At 70.1% G+C, this 15,708-nt stretch carries 12 protein-coding genes and 2 pseudogenes; 8 read left to right on the forward strand and 6 right to left on the reverse strand.

The window, feature by feature from the left end:
- Nucleotides 1-6: 6 nt before the first annotated feature.
- The 4 genes from F4559_RS35355 to wzt all read right to left on the reverse strand — a co-directional run bounded on the left by F4559_RS35355 (nt 7) and on the right by wzt (nt 4,778).
- Nucleotides 7-1,404, reverse strand: coding sequence for a Shedu anti-phage system protein SduA domain-containing protein (locus tag F4559_RS35355; RefSeq protein ID WP_312865742.1), 1,398 nt, complete (start codon nt 1,402-1,404; stop codon nt 7-9).
- Between the two features lie 400 nt (nt 1,405-1,804).
- The gene (locus F4559_RS21065; protein ID WP_184671209.1) at nt 1,805-2,548 is read right to left on the reverse strand and encodes a tyrosine-type recombinase/integrase; all 744 of its coding nucleotides are present in this window, start codon (nt 2,546-2,548) and stop codon (nt 1,805-1,807) included.
- Nucleotides 2,549-2,720: 172 nt separating this feature from the next.
- Nucleotides 2,721-3,620, reverse strand: coding sequence for an SbcC/MukB-like Walker B domain-containing protein (locus F4559_RS36480; RefSeq protein ID WP_221447323.1), 900 nt, complete (start codon nt 3,618-3,620; stop codon nt 2,721-2,723).
- Nucleotides 3,621-3,986: 366 nt separating this feature from the next.
- The gene (wzt, locus tag F4559_RS21075; protein ID WP_184671213.1) at nt 3,987-4,778 is read right to left on the reverse strand and encodes a galactan export ABC transporter ATP-binding subunit Wzt/RfbE; all 792 of its coding nucleotides are present in this window, start codon (nt 4,776-4,778) and stop codon (nt 3,987-3,989) included.
- A 206-nt stretch (nt 4,779-4,984) separates the two neighbouring features.
- Here wzt and F4559_RS21080 point away from each other — a divergent pair, with 206 nt between their 5' ends.
- Nucleotides 4,985-5,569 carry a TetR/AcrR family transcriptional regulator gene (locus tag F4559_RS21080; protein WP_312865743.1) on the forward strand — a complete coding sequence of 195 codons (585 nt, stop codon included), beginning with the start codon at nt 4,985-4,987 and terminating at the stop codon, nt 5,567-5,569.
- Here F4559_RS21080 and F4559_RS35365 read toward each other — a convergent pair.
- Nucleotides 5,570-6,239, reverse strand: a pseudogene (locus F4559_RS35365) (IS5 family transposase); the annotation flags it as partial.
- Nucleotides 6,240-7,325: 1,086 nt separating this feature from the next.
- Between F4559_RS35365 and F4559_RS21090 the strand changes: the two are divergent.
- The 3 genes from F4559_RS21090 (at nt 7,326) to F4559_RS21100 (ending at nt 11,820) form a co-directional block, all read left to right on the forward strand.
- Nucleotides 7,326-8,498, forward strand: coding sequence for a hypothetical protein (locus tag F4559_RS21090; RefSeq protein WP_184671219.1), 1,173 nt, complete (start codon nt 7,326-7,328; stop codon nt 8,496-8,498).
- A gap of 1,002 nt (nt 8,499-9,500) precedes the next feature.
- Nucleotides 9,501-10,391: a 5'-methylthioadenosine/S-adenosylhomocysteine nucleosidase family protein gene (locus F4559_RS21095; protein ID WP_184671221.1), complete on the forward strand. Its 891-nt coding sequence runs from the start codon at nt 9,501-9,503 to the stop codon at nt 10,389-10,391.
- Between the two features lie 34 nt (nt 10,392-10,425).
- Nucleotides 10,426-11,820: a hypothetical protein gene (locus F4559_RS21100; RefSeq protein WP_184671223.1), complete on the forward strand. Its 1,395-nt coding sequence runs from the start codon at nt 10,426-10,428 to the stop codon at nt 11,818-11,820.
- 150 nt (nt 11,821-11,970) lie between these two features.
- Here the strand turns inward: F4559_RS21100 and F4559_RS21105 are convergent, their stop codons facing one another.
- Nucleotides 11,971-12,465 (reverse strand): flavodoxin family protein, encoded by a 495-nt coding sequence (locus F4559_RS21105; RefSeq protein WP_184671226.1) that lies wholly within the window; start codon nt 12,463-12,465, stop codon nt 11,971-11,973.
- A gap of 170 nt (nt 12,466-12,635) precedes the next feature.
- Here F4559_RS21105 and F4559_RS21110 point away from each other — a divergent pair, with 170 nt between their 5' ends.
- The 4 genes and pseudogenes from F4559_RS21110 (at nt 12,636) to F4559_RS35370 (ending at nt 15,618) form a co-directional block, all read left to right on the forward strand.
- Complete coding sequence (locus tag F4559_RS21110; RefSeq protein ID WP_184671228.1) at nt 12,636-13,673, forward strand: alcohol dehydrogenase catalytic domain-containing protein; 1,038 nt, start codon at nt 12,636-12,638, stop codon at nt 13,671-13,673.
- A 101-nt stretch (nt 13,674-13,774) separates the two neighbouring features.
- Nucleotides 13,775-14,017, forward strand: a complete 243-nt coding sequence (locus tag F4559_RS21115) for a radical SAM protein (RefSeq protein ID WP_184671230.1) — start codon at nt 13,775-13,777, stop codon at nt 14,015-14,017.
- Nucleotides 14,018-14,200: 183 nt separating this feature from the next.
- Nucleotides 14,201-14,936 (forward strand): annotated as a pseudogene (locus F4559_RS21120) (IS3 family transposase); the annotation flags it as partial.
- A gap of 49 nt (nt 14,937-14,985) precedes the next feature.
- The gene (locus F4559_RS35370; RefSeq protein ID WP_246445290.1) at nt 14,986-15,618 is read left to right on the forward strand and encodes a YbaB/EbfC family nucleoid-associated protein; all 633 of its coding nucleotides are present in this window, start codon (nt 14,986-14,988) and stop codon (nt 15,616-15,618) included.
- Nucleotides 15,619-15,708: the final 90 nt, after the last annotated feature.

The raw sequence follows: 15,708 nt of genomic DNA on the forward strand, positions 1-15,708 counted from the left end.
GTATTGTCAAGAAGGCCTTGTCTCGCTGACCTCGAAATTCAGCGCCCGCTCCGCGCTGTCGAGCAGGTCGTCGTAAGTGAGGACTTGGACGCGGCTGAGGTGTGCGTTGTAGGAGCGAAGCGTCTGGTTGACCTGTTCTCTGGTGACACCAGCGGGACACGCTCGATCTTGGTGGCCGATTACGACGGTCCCCTTCGCACGTCGGTAGTCGTAGTCGAGCCCCAGTTCGTTGTGATGAACCGTCTGGAGGGTCGTTCCCATGTCGTCGAGGGAGCGAAGGTAGTTGATGCACTGGCTGACTGCCTCGTGTACCTCATCGGCCACGATGAGGTGGTTTCGATGTTTGCGGACGACCTTGCAGTCTGGCCCTTTGAGTTCCACGATATGCAAGCTTCGGTCCGCGCAAACCAGTGGGATGTCGTACTGGTCCAACGGCATCAGCGTGCGCCTGGCAGCGATGCCGACGTACTGGCCGCCGAAAACCCAATAGCTGGTTCCCAAGGCGTTATGCATCTTGGTCTCGGTGACATGGTCAGCCAAGGCCAGTTCGCGTAGCCGCGCCACAAGCTGCCGCCGATGCTCGATGACGGCGGCTTCAGCTGCGGACAGGCCCCGCGGTGTGGAGGTGATACCGAGGATTACCTTGCCGAGGTCGTCGCGTTTCGCCAACTCCCGCCCGAACTCGACAGGGTCGAGAGCACTGTCCTCTCTCAGCTTCCTGATCTCCACGACTCGATCTGCGATCGACTGGGCGAATCGACCGAAGCCCATCTCGTCGCGCGGCTCGCTTACGGAAGGCTGGTCCGATGGCGTGGACGCCAGGTAGCAGATCGCGTCATACCTGCCGTCTTGGACGAGCCGCTCGAAGAAGATGCCGTACCTGTCCTTGTAGGAGGCCCCCTCGGGGAAGCCGAAATCATCCGCGAAGTGCCCGCGTCGGGTCTGGATGGGGCCTGCCGAGCTCTCGCAGTCCTCAAGCACGAAGCAGAGTGCCAAGCAGGGCTTGAAACCCGTCAATGCTTCAGGCTCATAGGGGCGGCCGAGGTTCACAGCGTCTCCGAGAATCTGCTCGACCCGGTTGTTGAAGTTGTTGCCGAAGGATGGGCCGGTGGCGGCCCTGAAGCCCACAGCGGCAACGGGAATCCCGTCCTCGACGACGACCAGATCCCACCTCCGAGGGGCAGGGTTGTAGGCGCCGGGGAGCGCTACAGGCTCGTCCCTGCGGATAGTCGATCGATCCAGGCCCGCACGGACGAGCTCGCTTTCGATGAGGCTCACCAGCGCTTCCTCCTGCCGCTCGCCAGCTCGCCCGCCAGCTGGTTCCGGCGCGGTCCACAACCGCATTCGCGACGCTCGCGTCGCCCAGAATTCGCCAAGCGCGTTCGCCGCAGGATGTGCAGTCATCGAGCCCCCTGGTCAACATCGTCCCATCGGATCTTGTCTATTGTCTCCGATGTCGAGATCCCAGGTCCTGCTGGCCTCACACGAGACAAAGCCGATGAGCCTTGGGAGCACGGTGTGGGAGCAGATTGGGAGCAGCCCCGCGTGTTGAACGTGCCGGAACGGTCCTCAATGGACCTGAATAGGCCCGCGCCGACCTGCAAGAGTGCCGTTTTCGCAGGTCAGCGCGGTTTGCATGCCATAGTTCACACCGAAGAGGTCACTGGTTCGATCCCAGTATCGCCCACAGTGTGTTTTCACTGGTCAGACGGCTCGTCGATGATCTCATCGGCGGGCCGTTTGCGTTGTCGTGGGAGCAAATGGGGAGCACGGCATCGAGACCACATTTCCGATACCGAAGTGGTCACACCGCGTCCGGGTGCTCTTCGCGCTGGTTCCACCGCCACCCGCCGTCGGTCTCCCATCGGTGTTGCAGGGCCTTCAGCATCCTGGCGATCATGACGTCGGTCACGTGCGAGTAGTCGTCGTCGACGTCCTTGCGCTTGTGCCCCAGGCGCTCCAGCCGCAACACCCGCGGCACCCCCTCCTCGATGAGCCAGGTCTCGTGGGTGTGACGCAGATCGTGGAAGTGCATCTCCCGGTTCAGCGGCGCCCACCCCCGGGTCTCGTCGCCGGCCAGGGCCGAGAGCCAGACGCGCTGCCGGAAGTTGGACCGGCGCCGCAAGGCGCCCCGCGCTCCGGGGAACACGAACCGGGAGTCGGGGTTGCGTTCGCGATGCGCCCTCAGCTCCTCGGCCAGGAACGGCGGCAGGTGCACCAGGCGGGCGCTGGCGGCTGTCCTGGGCGGGCTGAGTTCCAGTTCCCGCCCGCGGACCTCGTGCAGGGCACCGAACTCCGGGTCCACGCGGATGCGCGGGTTGTCGTCGAGACGGGTCCTCGTCCACTGCAGCCCGGCCAGCTCACCCCACCGCATGCCCGTGTAGGCGGCGGTGGTCGTCAGCAGGCCGTCGTCCGGTTCCATTCTTGCCGCCAGCGCGTCGACCTCGTCGGTGGTGGCGTGCGGGCGTTCGGGTCGGGGGTCGAAGGTGATCCGCAGCTTCCGGCACGGGTTGGTTCCGATCATGCCCTCGCGGAACCGGAGTCCCACCGCATTGACCTCGGTTCGCCGCGATCGCTGCGCCTGCTTTCGCATGCAATACAGGACTGCTACGTCTCGACTGCTTCGGTGGTAGCAGCCGCAGCAGGCCAGAACCTCACCACCTCTGGCGAGCCACGGCGTCGCGATGTCAGGGGCTTGGCGCACGACGAGCCCCGGCAGCTCAGGACCTCAGTCCCGAAGCCAGGTCGTCCGCCATCAGTTCGTCGCGCTGCTCCGGAGACAGCCACTTCGCATTGCTGCCCCTGGGTGTTTTCTCGACCATGAGGATGTTCTCGAAATTGTCCGCCACGTCTCGCATGTGACTGATCACCGCCACCAAGCGGCCGTCGCCCGCGTTGCGATGCGACTCGCTCAGCGCCTGATGGAGCGCGTTCGTGTCGAGAGTCCCGAACCCCTCGTCCAAGAAGAGCGCTTCGACGCGACCTGCGCCTCGCGACGTGACCCCCACAAGCGCCAACGCGAGCGCCAGGCTGGCCAGGAACGTCTCGCCGCCGGACAGCGTCTTGACGTCGCGGACCTGCCCGGTGGTCGTGTCGACGATCTTGAACTTCGCGGCGAAGCCGAACCGGCCGTCCGTCATGGACTCGAAGATCTGGCTTGCCGTGCCGAGCGGGGTTCCCTGCCGGCGCCGCACGACGCTGTCGACGAACTTCCCGTCCGCGAGCAGCTTCACGGGCTCGTGGAGCCCCTCCACCACCGGACGCGCCGCGGCGAGCCGGGCGTCGAGTTCCTGGCAGACGGGAAGAGCCCGTTCCGCCTCCCGGCACTCGCGTCTGGCGGTCTCGACCTTGACGTTCGTGCTCCGGACGAGCGTCTCGAGGTGATCCTCGTCAAAGACCTCGACGCCTGCGTACACGAACGTGATCTGTTGTCGCAGTTCCGCGACCTCGGCCTGGCAGGCGTCCGCCTGCTGGAGGCACGCTTCGAGAGCGGACGCGACCGCCACGACCGTGTCACTGGCCCACGCCGAGTCGTCCGCGAGCGTGGGCTCCGTGCCTCGTCCGGGAATCCCCTCGCGGTTCAGCGCGGTAAGTACCACCGAGGCGCGCTCCACGAGCACGCTCAACTCCTCGACCAAGGCCGCTCTCGGTTTCTCGATCTGCTCGTCACGACCTGGGCGCATGTCGGGCCATCCGGTCGATCAGGTCGTCGACCTGCGCGTTGGTCTGAGCGACCACCATCACGGCCTCACCGCCGGCCGCCATTTCGGTGCTCGCGCGGACGACCAGGGTCGACTTCCCCGGTCATGAGGGGTTCTCCTGTCGGTCGGATCGCCGGGCTTTCCCGGGTGCGCACGGCCGGAACCCGCGCCGGGGAGGGCTGTCGGGGCCCGGGGACCGCCGTGCGGGGCTTCGCTGTCGGGGTGGGGGCGCGGTCGGCGATTTCATCCGCATGGCTGCGGCGGTCGCGCCGGGTATCGGAGCCGTCAGCCGCCGCCGACGACCGTCGCCTCGACCGGTTTCCGGTCGTCGTCGGAGCGGGACCGGCCCTTGTACGCCGCCAGGACCTCGTCGAGCGCGCCGTGCATGATCATCCGGCCCTCGTCCATCCAGATTCCGGTGGTGCACAGCTCTCGCAGCAGGTCGTCGACGTGCGAGGCGAACACGAGCAGGCCGGAGCGCCGGGCCAGGTCGACCAGGCGTCGGCGTGCCTTGGCGATGAACGACGCGTCCACCGCGCCGAGGCCCTCGTCGAGGATGAGGATCTCGGGGTCGATCGTGGTCACCACGCCGATCGCGAGGCGTACCCGCATGCCGGCGGAGTAGGTCCGCAGGGGCAGCTCCAGGTAGTCGCCGAGTTCGGTGAACTCCGCGATGTCGTCGATCCGCTGCCGCATCTGCCTGCGGCTCATGCCGAGGAACAGGCCCCGGATCATGACGTTCTCGTATCCCGAGACCTCGGGGTCGAGGCCGATACCGAGGTCGAACACGGGCGAGACCCGACCCACGATCCGCGCACTGCCCCGGGTCGGTTCGTAAATACCTGACAACAGGCGCAGGAGGGTGGACTTGCCGGCCCCGTTGTGGCCTACCAGAGCGACCCGATCGCCCTCCTTCAGGGACAGGGTGATGTCCCGCAGGGCTTCGACGATCGGGACCCGGGCGTCCGTGCCGATCTTGCCGCCGACCTTGCCGAGCACCTGTTTCTTGAGTGACCTGGACTTGGCGTCGAAGATCGGGAAATCGACGTAGGCGCCCTGTACTTCGATGCTCGCCATGCAACGCACCGTCCTCGCTGGTCGACTTCACTGGATGCGAATAGAAGTTATCATTCGCATTAAGGCGGGTCGCGGGACCCGTCGATCGAGGGGCGGGCCCATGCGGCCCGCTGTCGGGAGGTAACGTGCGATCGGTGCGCGGGCGAACTGTCGACGAGGGCTTTCGCCCACCACAGCAGGCTCGCAGTCGGGAGACTCTGCACAAGGTGTTGGCCGCAGCCGAGCACGTGCTGGCCGATCAGGGCATCGAGGAGTTCACCGTCGCCGCCGTCGCCGACCGGGCGGGCATGTCGGTCGGTGCGATCTACCGTCGGTTCTCGGGCAAGGACCAGCTCCTCTACGCCGTGAAGGACCGCATGCTGGGGCTGCTGGAGGACGGTGTCGGCCAGGCGCTCCGGTCGCCCGCGCCGGGCCTGGCCGGGGTTGTCGGCGCGTTCACCCGGACCCTGGCCCATACCTTCGCGGGCCACCACCGGATCTTTCCCGAGCTGCTCGACGGCCAGCGCACCGACGGGCGCGATCGCGGCCTCCAGGCGCTGGCCGCGATCCAGCGGGCCTTCGTGGACGCCGTCGGGCCCTGTCAGGGGGAGATCCGGCGGTCCGACCGCGAGACGGCCGTCCGGATGGTCTCCCGGACGATCATCGGCTCTTGCGTGCACCGCGCCGCCAGCTGCCGGTTCTGGCCCGACGACGGGACGTGGACCGACTGGGCCGCCGAGACGACCGACCTGGCGCTTGCCTACCTGCGCTCACCGGAGAGCGCGGAAGAACCGGCGTGTCTGGAGTTGTGATCATGCGGTGGGGCGAAGGCTGCGTATCCAGATCAGCGCTCCGCGTAGATGGAGACCGGCAAGGCAGCGCTCCGGCTTCTTGTCGTAACGAGTGGCAAGCCCGCGCCATGTCTTGATCTTGTCGATGCAGCGTTCGACGGTGTCGCGTCCTGTGTAGAGCACGGCGTCGTGAGAGACGGGCCGCCCGCCCCGGCGGCCCTTCCTCTTGCGGTCGGCGGCCTGGTCGGCCTTCTCCGGGATGACCGCCCTGATGCCGCGTTGCGCAGGTGGGCGCGGTTGGCACGGCTGGAGTCGGCCTTGTCCGCGGCGATCGCGCCCGGCCGGGTACGCGGACGGCCGAACGGCCCGCGAACCTCGATCCCTTCCAGGACCGGGACGAACCGGGGACCGTCCGCGGCCTGCCCCTCGGTCAGGACGAAGGCCGGCGGGCGGCACCGCGGGTCGGAGGCGCGATGGACCTTGCTGGTCAAACCGCCGCGCGAACGTCCGAGCAACGTCGCCTTCAGCCGCGCCCGGCGTCGCCGCCGGACCCGCCGCCGCTGCTCCCGTTGTGGGTCCGGAACCCCCGGATCGTCTACGACGGACGGCTCCCGCCCCGTTTTCCCGCGCCCTTTGACGCCTCCGCCGCGTCCTCCAGACAGCTCAGAACCTCGTCGCCCACCCGTGCCCCGCCGCGTTACCGTCTGGTCACGACCCTCACCGACGCCCACCGCCACCCGGCCGGCCTCGAGCAGGAGATGTGGTCCCTGCTCGGTCTTTGCCAACTCCTGCGCACCGTCATGGTCGACGCCGCGGAATCCCGACCCGGCACCGATCCCGGCCGCTGCGGGTTCAACACCGCCCTGCCCGCCGCCCGCGACCAGGTCGTCCAGGCGACCGGAATCATCATCGACGGCAACGAAAAGTCCGCGGTCATCGCGCGTCGGGTCCTGGCCGCACTCCTTCCGCCCCGACGCCCACGGGTGAGCACCCCGCAAGGTCGGATCCCCGATCTCCCGCTACGGCGAACGCCGCGACGACGGCAGACCCGACCGAAGCCGCACCGTCACCGCCCTCGACACCGGCGTCCTGGAACCGCCGGATGCACAGCCCGCGCTGCCCGCGGCTTCCCGGGACGACCGCAGTATCACCCCGGCCGAACGTCGCAGGCACCGGATTCTGGTCCTGTTACAGGAAGATTCAACCCGTCTCTGGCGCCCCCGTGACATCGCGGTCCACTTCGGCGACATCACCCTCGACACCATGGACAGACAGCTTTCCCGGTGGGCCGACAGCGGACTCGTCCACAAGATCGGCCCCGGACTCTACGCCGCCACGACATGGTCGCCGACTTCCCTGCAGGAGCACGGAAATCCTTGACTACCCGGCCTTGGGACAACCTCAGACATCCTCCGCGAACAACTCGACGGCGTCACGGGAACCGCAGCCGACTACCAGGACACGCGACACGACAAGGAATACTGGGCAGCCCGGCACAGCGAGATCGAGCGAGCCGCGAAAGCCGCCGCCCGGCACCGACCACCACCCGGTCCCACGCCCCATGGGGTCGTCCGCCCCGCCGGGCGACTCCAACCGACCCGGTCGGTTTCCGCACCCGACGTCCCACAATCACCGCGCGACCGGCATCGCGCCGGAAAGACGGACCGGCGGCATCCCTTGGTCTCTTCGGTCGATCGAATAACACCGCGTTGTTTCGGTAACGTCCGAACCGCCCACCTGTTCCGTCGGATCCACTCGTTCCACGAAAAGGTGTGACATGGGAAAAGCACTGAGAGCCTGTCTGGGCGTCGCCCTGATCACGATGCTGACCACGGTGCCGACCGGGGTGGCGGAGGCGGCCGCGGACCCGCCCGCCATCATCGACCTCGGCACCTTGCCCGGTGACGACGGCAGCGGCGTCACCACGCTGAACAACGCTGACACCGTCATCGGGTACTCAAGGTGGCGGCGGGCACCGGGCGACGCCACCAGCACCTACCGCCCGGTGAAGTGGAACGCCGCCGGCGTCATCAGCGCCCTGCCCATCCCTCCCGGCGACACCAATTCCAGCCATGTCGTCGTCGACCTCAACGACTCGGGCGTCATCATCGGCAACTCCACCGACGCCGTGGCCTCCGGGCCGACGGATCGTGGCCTGAGGTGGGCCCCGGACGGCACCGTCAAGGTTCTCGCTCCCTTGCCCGGTGACACCGCCAGCAGGGCGACGGACGTCACTGCGGACGGCACCGTGCTGGGCCAGTCGTGGCGGCAGGGCAGCCCCGCCCGCGTGGCGCTGTGGTCACCTGACGGCAAGGCCACCACCCTCCCGGTGCCCAGCGGCTACGACAGGAGCTCGGGCGGGGCCATCAACGACGACAAGGTCGTCGTCGGGAACGCCGAGGGCCCCGGCAAGCCCAGGCTGACCCTGCTGTGGAAGCCGGACGGCACGTACGTCGAAATCCAGGACCGGGTGGGTTACCCCTTCCTCATCAACAACGCGGGAGCCGTCGCCGGCTGGTCGCCGGGCTTCCGCTGCGTCAAGCTGAACCCGGACGGCACCGTGGTCGACCTCGGCCCGTACGGACAACTGGCCACGCTCACCGCGGCGGGCGCCGTGGCCGGAGGCATCGGGAACCCGCCCTACTGGCAGCCGACCCGCTGGACACCGGACGGAACCGCCACCACCCTCCCCCGCCTGCCGGGCGACCAGGTAGGCAGCGTGGCGGACATCGACGACCGCAACGTCACCGTCGGCGCCTCGACGCACGTCGTGTCGACGATCGTGCGGGAACACCACGCCGTCTACTGGACCCCGGACGGCACGCTCGTCCCCCTCGGCGCACTGCCCGGCGGCAAGGAGAGTTGGACCCGGGCCATCAACTCGAAGGGCACCATCGCCGGCAACTCCTCCTCGCCTCGCGGGGAGCGGGCCGTGCTCTGGCGCCTCTGACACGCCTCGGTCCCCCGAGCCGACCGTGCCGGATGTCTCCGGCACGCGGGCGACATCGGCCGGGGCGGCGCATCGCCAAGTAATCCGTTGCACGAACACGGCACCCCCGGGGTGGACGGACCGACCCGGACGGTCGTGGTCACCGCCACGGACCTGTACGCCCGACCCCGGACGGTTCGGTCGTGATGCGGTGGACCGGACGGGGTGAGCGATGGGAGCGGGTCGGCGGTCCCGCCGGCGCGTCCACGGGTCGGGCGACGCCCTGCCGGCCGCCGGCAACACCCGCACCGCCATCGACCCGAACACCGGCCGCACCGCCACCGGCGCGGAGGCGTCGACCGGCGAGGCGGGCCTGTTCGGCACCAACGCCACGGGCCTGTTCCGCCGGAACGGCACGGGCGCCGCCCGCCCGGTGGCCCGGCCGGCGCCGTCGTCACCGCATTCTGACCGTCGCCCTCCCACCGGGGCCCACGCCTGGTGGGAGGGCGACTCTTGTGCGCGGCGGTACCCGAGCCGGCAAGAAGCATGCCCACGGCCGAGATCCCGGACGTGCCCCGGCTTCCCGCGCCGACCCGACACGCGGCCGGCTTCCGGTCGGCTCGTGCCCCGGCGCGACAGGCGCGGAGCAGCGGCAGCACGACGACGGTCGTCGAAGCGGCGATCACCTCGGCACGGAAGACCGCGGTCCCGACCGGGCCTGTCCACCACTCCCGCCACCGCGCCGGACCGTCACGTCGGGCGATGCGCGCGACCTCCCGAACCACCCCTTCTGGTCATCGGGACAATTGGCTCTACTCCACCACGTTCCCGATTTGATGTCAGGCTGACACTAAGCTAGTGTGCCGGTCGCGCCCCTCGACGAGGTCGGGGCGTTCACGATCCCCGGGGAGCCGTGCCCACCACACGTGCTCCGGGAGGTTCGGGGCCTCCACCGCACCCGACCGGGCCGCGTCCGCGACGCCCGGTCGACCGTCCTTGGAACCGAGGGAAGCGGTAGTGGCCGTGACCGATGTCGACGGATCGATGAAAGCGTTCCTGACCGCGCCGGAGTGCGAGCGGGACGCCGTGCTCGCGCACCTGGTCGACGTGGAGACCCGTTCCCACGGGAACGGGACGGTGTTCGACGTGGGCCGATCGCCGTCGTGCCCGGGATTCTCGATCGCCGTGGGGTGCACCGGGATGGGCAACCTCAGGCCGGGCACCTTGACCGAACGCGCACTCGCGATGTACTCGCCGTCCTCCACGGTGTTCGTGGGCATCGCGGGCGGGTTGAAGGACCACTTGGAACTGGGCGATGTCGTCGCGGCGTCCAAGACCTACGCCGTACACGGCGGTCGCGGCCAGGACGACGGTTTCCGCGCCCGGCCGCAGTCGTGGGAGGTGCCGCACGTGGTCGAGCAGGTAGCGCGGCGGATCAAGCCCGCGCACTGGCACGGCCTGTTGTCGGACGAGGGCCGGGCGCCCGCACCGCGCGCGTACCTCGCACCGATCGCGTCGGGCGAGGTCGTGCTCGACTCCCGCACCTCGCCGCCGGCCCGGCAGATCGACCGGCACTACGACGACGCGACCGCGGTCGAGATGGCGAGCGCCGGATTCGCGAGCGCGGCCCACGCCAACCGCGGTGCCCTGATCGCCACGGTCCGCGGCATCAGCGACCACGCCGACGGGGACAAGGAACGGGCCGACCGCCAAGGCTCCCGGGAGATCGCCGCCGCCAACGCCGCGGCGTACGCGCTCGCCCTCACGGCCGCGCTGCACGTCAGCGAGGGCCACGCCACCGAGTCCACGCGCCCACGCCCCGAACTGCCCGGCATCCGCAACACCAACGTCGCCAAGGGCCGCGCGCGGATGGGTCAGCAGATCGGCGTCGTCCTGGACGGGCGGGGTCGGTGAACATCGACAACACCAACTCGGCTTCCGGGCAGGCATGGGTCGGCCAGCGGAACGGGTCGACAACGGAACGACCATTTTCCACAACGGGCAAGCGACCTACCGGCTGTCCGATGGCGAGAACCGGCAGGAGCGGATCACCGTGGCGATCAACCGGCTCAAGGCCGGAATGCCCCGGCTGGCCGAAGAGGCGTCGGCGGTCGACCGGGTGCTCGACCGGCTGGAATCCCTGGACGAGAAGACCCGGCTGGAGATCATGCTGAACGTCGAGCGGATCGTGGGCGGCGTGCTCCAGGACGCGCTGCACGTGGCCAACGCCAGACTGGTCGCCGGACAGCGGATGGAGGCCGGTCGCGAGCGGCGCGCGTGGAAGTTCTTCGAGCCCGAACCCGCCGCCCCCAGGCTGCTGGATTGGGGCGTGGCCGAGGTGCCCGGGATGTGGCAGCCGGCGGTGGCGGCCGTCGCGGCGTTGTCGGGGCTGGTGGCGATGGGGATCGGGCACGACCTGTCGACGACGTGGCTCGCGCTGCCGCTGCTCGTCGGTGGTGGGTGGCTCGTGTTCGGAGCCGCGCCGGAACGGGGACTGCTCGACGCCCGGATGGCGAAGGCCGGCCGGGAACACGGTGTGCCCGCCCAGCCCGCGCCGCCGGCGTCGAACGAGTTCCGCCGGCTGATCCGGTGGCACGTTCGACAGGTCGCCGGGCATTGGCACCGTGGGGACTTCTTCGCGTACCGGCCGGCGCTCACCGTGCCGAAGAACGTCACACTCCGCTTCGGCGGCGGGGTGACGACTGCCACCGTCGGCCTCGTGGTGCTGTTGTGCGGCGGCTGCGCTTGGTTCGTCGCGCGGTCGGTCGCGCCCAGGGCGGCGGCCATCGCCCGCGACGAGGCACAGGAACTCCACCCGGCCGAACAAGCGGAGTTCGAGCGGTGGCGCGCGGTGTTGGCGTACCACCCGGAAGACGTGGAGATGGGGCGGTGGCTCGAACTGGACAGCGCCTACTTCCTCGACGGCGTCGCGCACGACGAGCAACTCAGGTCGTTTCGCTACGAGGCACTCGCCTCGGCCCGGGTGGAGGAGGAAGGCATCCGGAGGGCGGCGGACGGCGAGGACCCCGGTGCCGGCGCATCGGCCCCGTTCGACCGGCAGCGGTTGCGGCGCCGGAGATTCGCCCTGTCCCTTGTGGACTGTCATCCGATCTCGGCGCTGGCCGAGACCTTCCAGGGCCCGCCCGACGCCGACGCCGAGAGCCAGGCCGAACTCCTGTGCCTCGCCGTGGGAGGTTCGGGCATCGAAAGCGCACCGCACATCCGGGAGTCGGTCGCCGCCGAAGGTCCGGGGTGGATCGCGCGCGAGGGGACCGGTGGCGTCGTCGGCAGGACGCGTGGCGACAGACCGGGACGGCGTCGGAGGAAACGTCGGAAACGGTAGTACCAGGAGGACTGCCGACGCCCGAACATCGGCGCGGGCCGGGTCGGCGCGACGAGGTCCGAGCGGAGCGACCCGGCGTCCACCGGACCTCGTGGTCGGTGGGCACGGGCGGGTCCGCCGAGGGCGGGTGTGGCCGCACCGTCGGCGTCGTCACCGCGGTCGCGTCGACGTCTCCGCGAGGATCGTCCGCGCCCAGGCGGTCGCGCGGTCGAGTTCGCCGTCCAGGAGCGGTCCGGTGGTCCCGGTGACGCGGAAGGACGCGGGTCTGCGCGGGACGGTGAACCGCAGGGCGCGCAGCTTCCGGGTGACGGCCTTGGCCGCCGATCCGGTGGGCCACCGGGTGGCCATGCGGGTGTCGAACGCGTGGGCGGTCACGAGGTGGCCGGGTGGGGAGAGGGCGGCGAGCCATTCGCGGATGCCCCGGACAGGGGTCGTCGGGGCGTCGGCGGACTCGCGGGTGGCCGGTCGGCTCAGGCCGAAGGCGTGGGTGGGCGCGCCGACGACGAGCAGGTCGACGTCGTCGGGCAGGACGTCGGGGGCGTCGGAGACCGCGACGACCCGCGCGTCCAGGACCGCGCCGACCGCCTCGGCGACCGCGCGGGTGTTGCCGAACAGGGACTCGTGGACGACCAGTGCCCGGGTCATGGTGGACCGCCTTCCTGCCGCCTCCCACGGTGCCCGCCGGCACGCCGCCCGCCCAGCGGCGGACGACCCGGTCCGGCAGGGACCTTCGTCGTGCGTTCCCGAAGCCCGACGGCCCTGCTCCGCACGGTCTGCCCGGAGCAGGGTCGGGATGGAGCGAACGAGGAGGACACATGAAGGCGATGGTGTTCCGGGGCCCGAACCGCCGGTCGTGGGAGGACGTGCCCGACCCGGTGGTGGTCGCGCCGACCGACGCGGTCGTGCGGGTCACCGCGGCCACGATCTGCGGGACGGACCTGCACATCCTCAACGGCGACGTGCCCGAGGTGGAGCCCGGCCGGGTGCTCGGGCACGAGGCGGTCGGCGTGGTCGAGAGCGTGGGCGCGGCCGTCACGTCGATCAAGCCGGGCGACCGGGTGCTGGTGTCGTGCATCAGCGGCTGCGGCCGGTGCGAGTACTGCCGCACGGGAGCGTCCGGGCAATGCCGGGGCGGCGGCGGCTGGCTGCTGGGCCACCTGGTCGACGGCACGCACGCCGAGTACGTGCGCGTGCCGTTCGCCGACTTCTCCACCCACAGGCTGCCGGACGAGGTCACCGACGGCGACGCGGTGATGCTCTCGGACATCCTGCCCACCGCCTACGAGGTGGGGGTGCTCAACGGCCGGGTGCGGCCGGGACAGGCCGTGGTGGTGGTCGGCGCGGGTCCGATCGGGCTGGCGGCGATCGAGACCGCGCGGCTGTTCAGCCCCGGCCTGATCGTGGCCGTCGACCTGGCCAAACCCCGGCTGGAGGCGGCGAAGCGGTTCGGCGCGGACGTGACCGTGCACGCCGACGAGGACGTGGACGACCTGGTCGCCGACCTGACCGGCGGGCTCGGCGCGGACCTGGCGATCGAGGCGGTCGGCGTGCCGGAGACCTTCGAGCTGTGCGCGCGCCTGATCCGGCCCGGCGGCCGGGTCGCGAACGTCGGCGTGCACGGCCGGCCCGCGACGCTGCACCTGGAACGGCTGTGGATCAGGAACGCGACGATCACCACCGGCCTGGTCGACACCTACTCGACGCCCATGCTGCTGCGGATGCTCGCGGCAGGCCGGTTGGAGGCGACGGGGTTCGCCACCCACCACTTCGCCCTGGACGAGATGGATCTCGCCTACGACGTGTTCACGCGGGCCGGGGAGACGGGCGCCTTGAAGGTCGTGCTGACCCGATGACCGCCGTCGAGGAGCGCGCGGACGTACCGGCACGTCACCGGCGGCGGCGTGGAACCCATGCTCCGGTTCGCCCGGCGGCTGGCGGACCTGGGCAAGCCGATGTGGATCAGGTTCGGGCTCGTGCCCGGCCTGACGACGGGGACGCCGAGGTCGAGGACGTCGCGTCGTTCGTGTCCGCTTTGGAGGGAGTCGAACGCGTGGACGTGCTGCCGTTCCACAAGATGGGTGCGCCGAAGTACGCCGCGATGGGCCTGCCGTTCGCCCTCGCGGACACGCCGACACCGGACGGCGGGCTGGTGGAGCGGGTGCGTACGCGGTTCCGGGCGCATGGCCTGCGGGCGTGACGGACGGGACCCCCGGCCGCCGCGGACCCGGCCGTTCACAGGGCCGGGTGCGCGTCCTCGCCACGCCGAAGACGGCAGAGGGTTCACCGCCAGGGTCTGCCGCACGGAGTGGTGACATCCGAGTCGGCTTGCCGTGATGGTGAGCTGGGAGGATGTCGCTGTGCCCAAGCCCCATCCCCGGGAGACCAGGCATATCGGGCGAACGCGTTGTTCGACGCGCACCGCGACGACCCGGAGTTCGGCTACCGGTTCCCGGCCGACGAGGCCCGCGACGCCGGCCGGTCGGACCGCGTGGCGGATCTGCTCGTCGATGGGCTGGTGGAGCGCGTTCGGCAGGAACCGCGGCCGCGACGGCAAGAAGACCGGCCCACCGGTCCACGACGACCTCGTCCAGCGTGACTTCACCGCCGCCGCGCCCAACCGCGTGTGGCCGGCCGATATCACCGGACATCGCACCACAGCGGGAAAGCTGTATCTCCGCGCGGTCAAGGACGTCCATTCCAACCGGATCGTGGGCTACTCCATCGACTCCCGGATGAAGTCCCGGCTCGCGGTCACCGCGCTCGCCAACGCCCTTGCCCGCCGCGGCGACGTCGCCGACTGCGTAGTGCACACCGACCGCGGCTCGCAATTTCGATCAAGGAAATCCGTCCGCGCGCTCGCTCGCCACGGCCTGGCCGGGTCGATGGGCCGGGTGGGTGCCGCGGGCGACAACGCGGCCATGGAGAGCTTCTTCGCGTTGCCGCGGAACAATGTTCTCGACCGGCGCACCTGGTCCACCCGCGAGGAACTGCGGATCGCGATCGTCACCTGGATCGAACGCACCTACCACCGCCGCAGACGCCAGGCTGCCCTCGGCAGGTTGGCCCCTGTCGAACACGAAGCAATCATGACCACGTCAGCCAGTCAGGCTGCGTGACTACACCTGTCACCTACTCGTGCGGCAGACCCTTGTCACAGGGGAGCCGATGACTGATCCGTTGGCCAACGTGCAGCGCTTGGTGGACGAGTGGGAGCGCGACGCGGAGGAGAAGTCCGCCCGGTACGAGTCGGTGCGGCACGAGGTCGAGCGGATCTGCATCACCGCGTCGGCCGCCGGTGGCGCGGTGAGCGTGACCGTGGGACCGAACGGCATACCCAGTGCGGTGACCATGACCGACGGGGTGAGCAGGGTACGGCCGGCGCAGATCGCCGCGGCGGTGATGGAGGCGATGGCAAAGGCCCGGGCCGGTTACCCGGCCCCGCACTCCGGTGACGAACGCCTCTGCTGTGCCGTGGGCGCGCGGGTGGACGCTGGTCCCGTGGCCGCGGCCCGTCCGGTCGTGTGCGTCCCACCGGAGCAGGCCCGACGTGGGCCCGCGACCACCGGCACCGAGGAGGTTGTCATGCGCTGGTACTGCGGCGACGGCTACGGATGGGGAATGCTGCCGGTGATCGGGCTGTCGGTGTTGCTGGTCATCGTCATCGCGGTGGTGGCCGTCGTCCTGGTGCGCTCGCAACGGGGTGGCTCGGCCGCCCGCATCGTGGACGAACGCCTCGCGCGGGGCGAGATCGACACCGAGGAGCACGCACGCCTGCGCAGCGCGCTGCGCTCCCGGTAGCCCGCCTCCGATAGCCGGTACCCCTCGTTGTCGGCCTCGTCCCCGCGTACTCGGGGTCTTCCCTCCAGCCATCTGCCCTTGGCGTCGCGG

The sequence above is a fragment of the Saccharothrix violaceirubra genome, assembly GCF_014203755.1.
Taxonomy (GTDB): Bacteria; Actinomycetota; Actinomycetes; order Mycobacteriales; family Pseudonocardiaceae; genus Actinosynnema; species Actinosynnema violaceirubrum.

Coding starts and splice junctions, on each gene's coding strand:
- F4559_RS35355 (WP_312865742.1), bottom strand. CDS start 1,404: ATGACTGCACATCCTGCGGCGAACGCGCTTGGCGAATTCTGGGCGACG.
- wzt (WP_184671213.1), bottom strand. CDS start 4,778: ATGGCGAGCATCGAAGTACAGGGCGCCTACGTCGATTTCCCGATCTTC.
- F4559_RS21090 (WP_184671219.1), top strand. CDS start 7,326: ATGGGAAAAGCACTGAGAGCCTGTCTGGGCGTCGCCCTGATCACGATG.
- F4559_RS21100 (WP_184671223.1), top strand. CDS start 10,426: ATGGGTCGGCCAGCGGAACGGGTCGACAACGGAACGACCATTTTCCAC.
- F4559_RS21105 (WP_184671226.1), bottom strand. CDS start 12,465: ATGACCCGGGCACTGGTCGTCCACGAGTCCCTGTTCGGCAACACCCGC.
- F4559_RS21110 (WP_184671228.1), top strand. CDS start 12,636: ATGAAGGCGATGGTGTTCCGGGGCCCGAACCGCCGGTCGTGGGAGGAC.
- F4559_RS35370 (WP_246445290.1), top strand. CDS start 14,986: ATGACTGATCCGTTGGCCAACGTGCAGCGCTTGGTGGACGAGTGGGAG.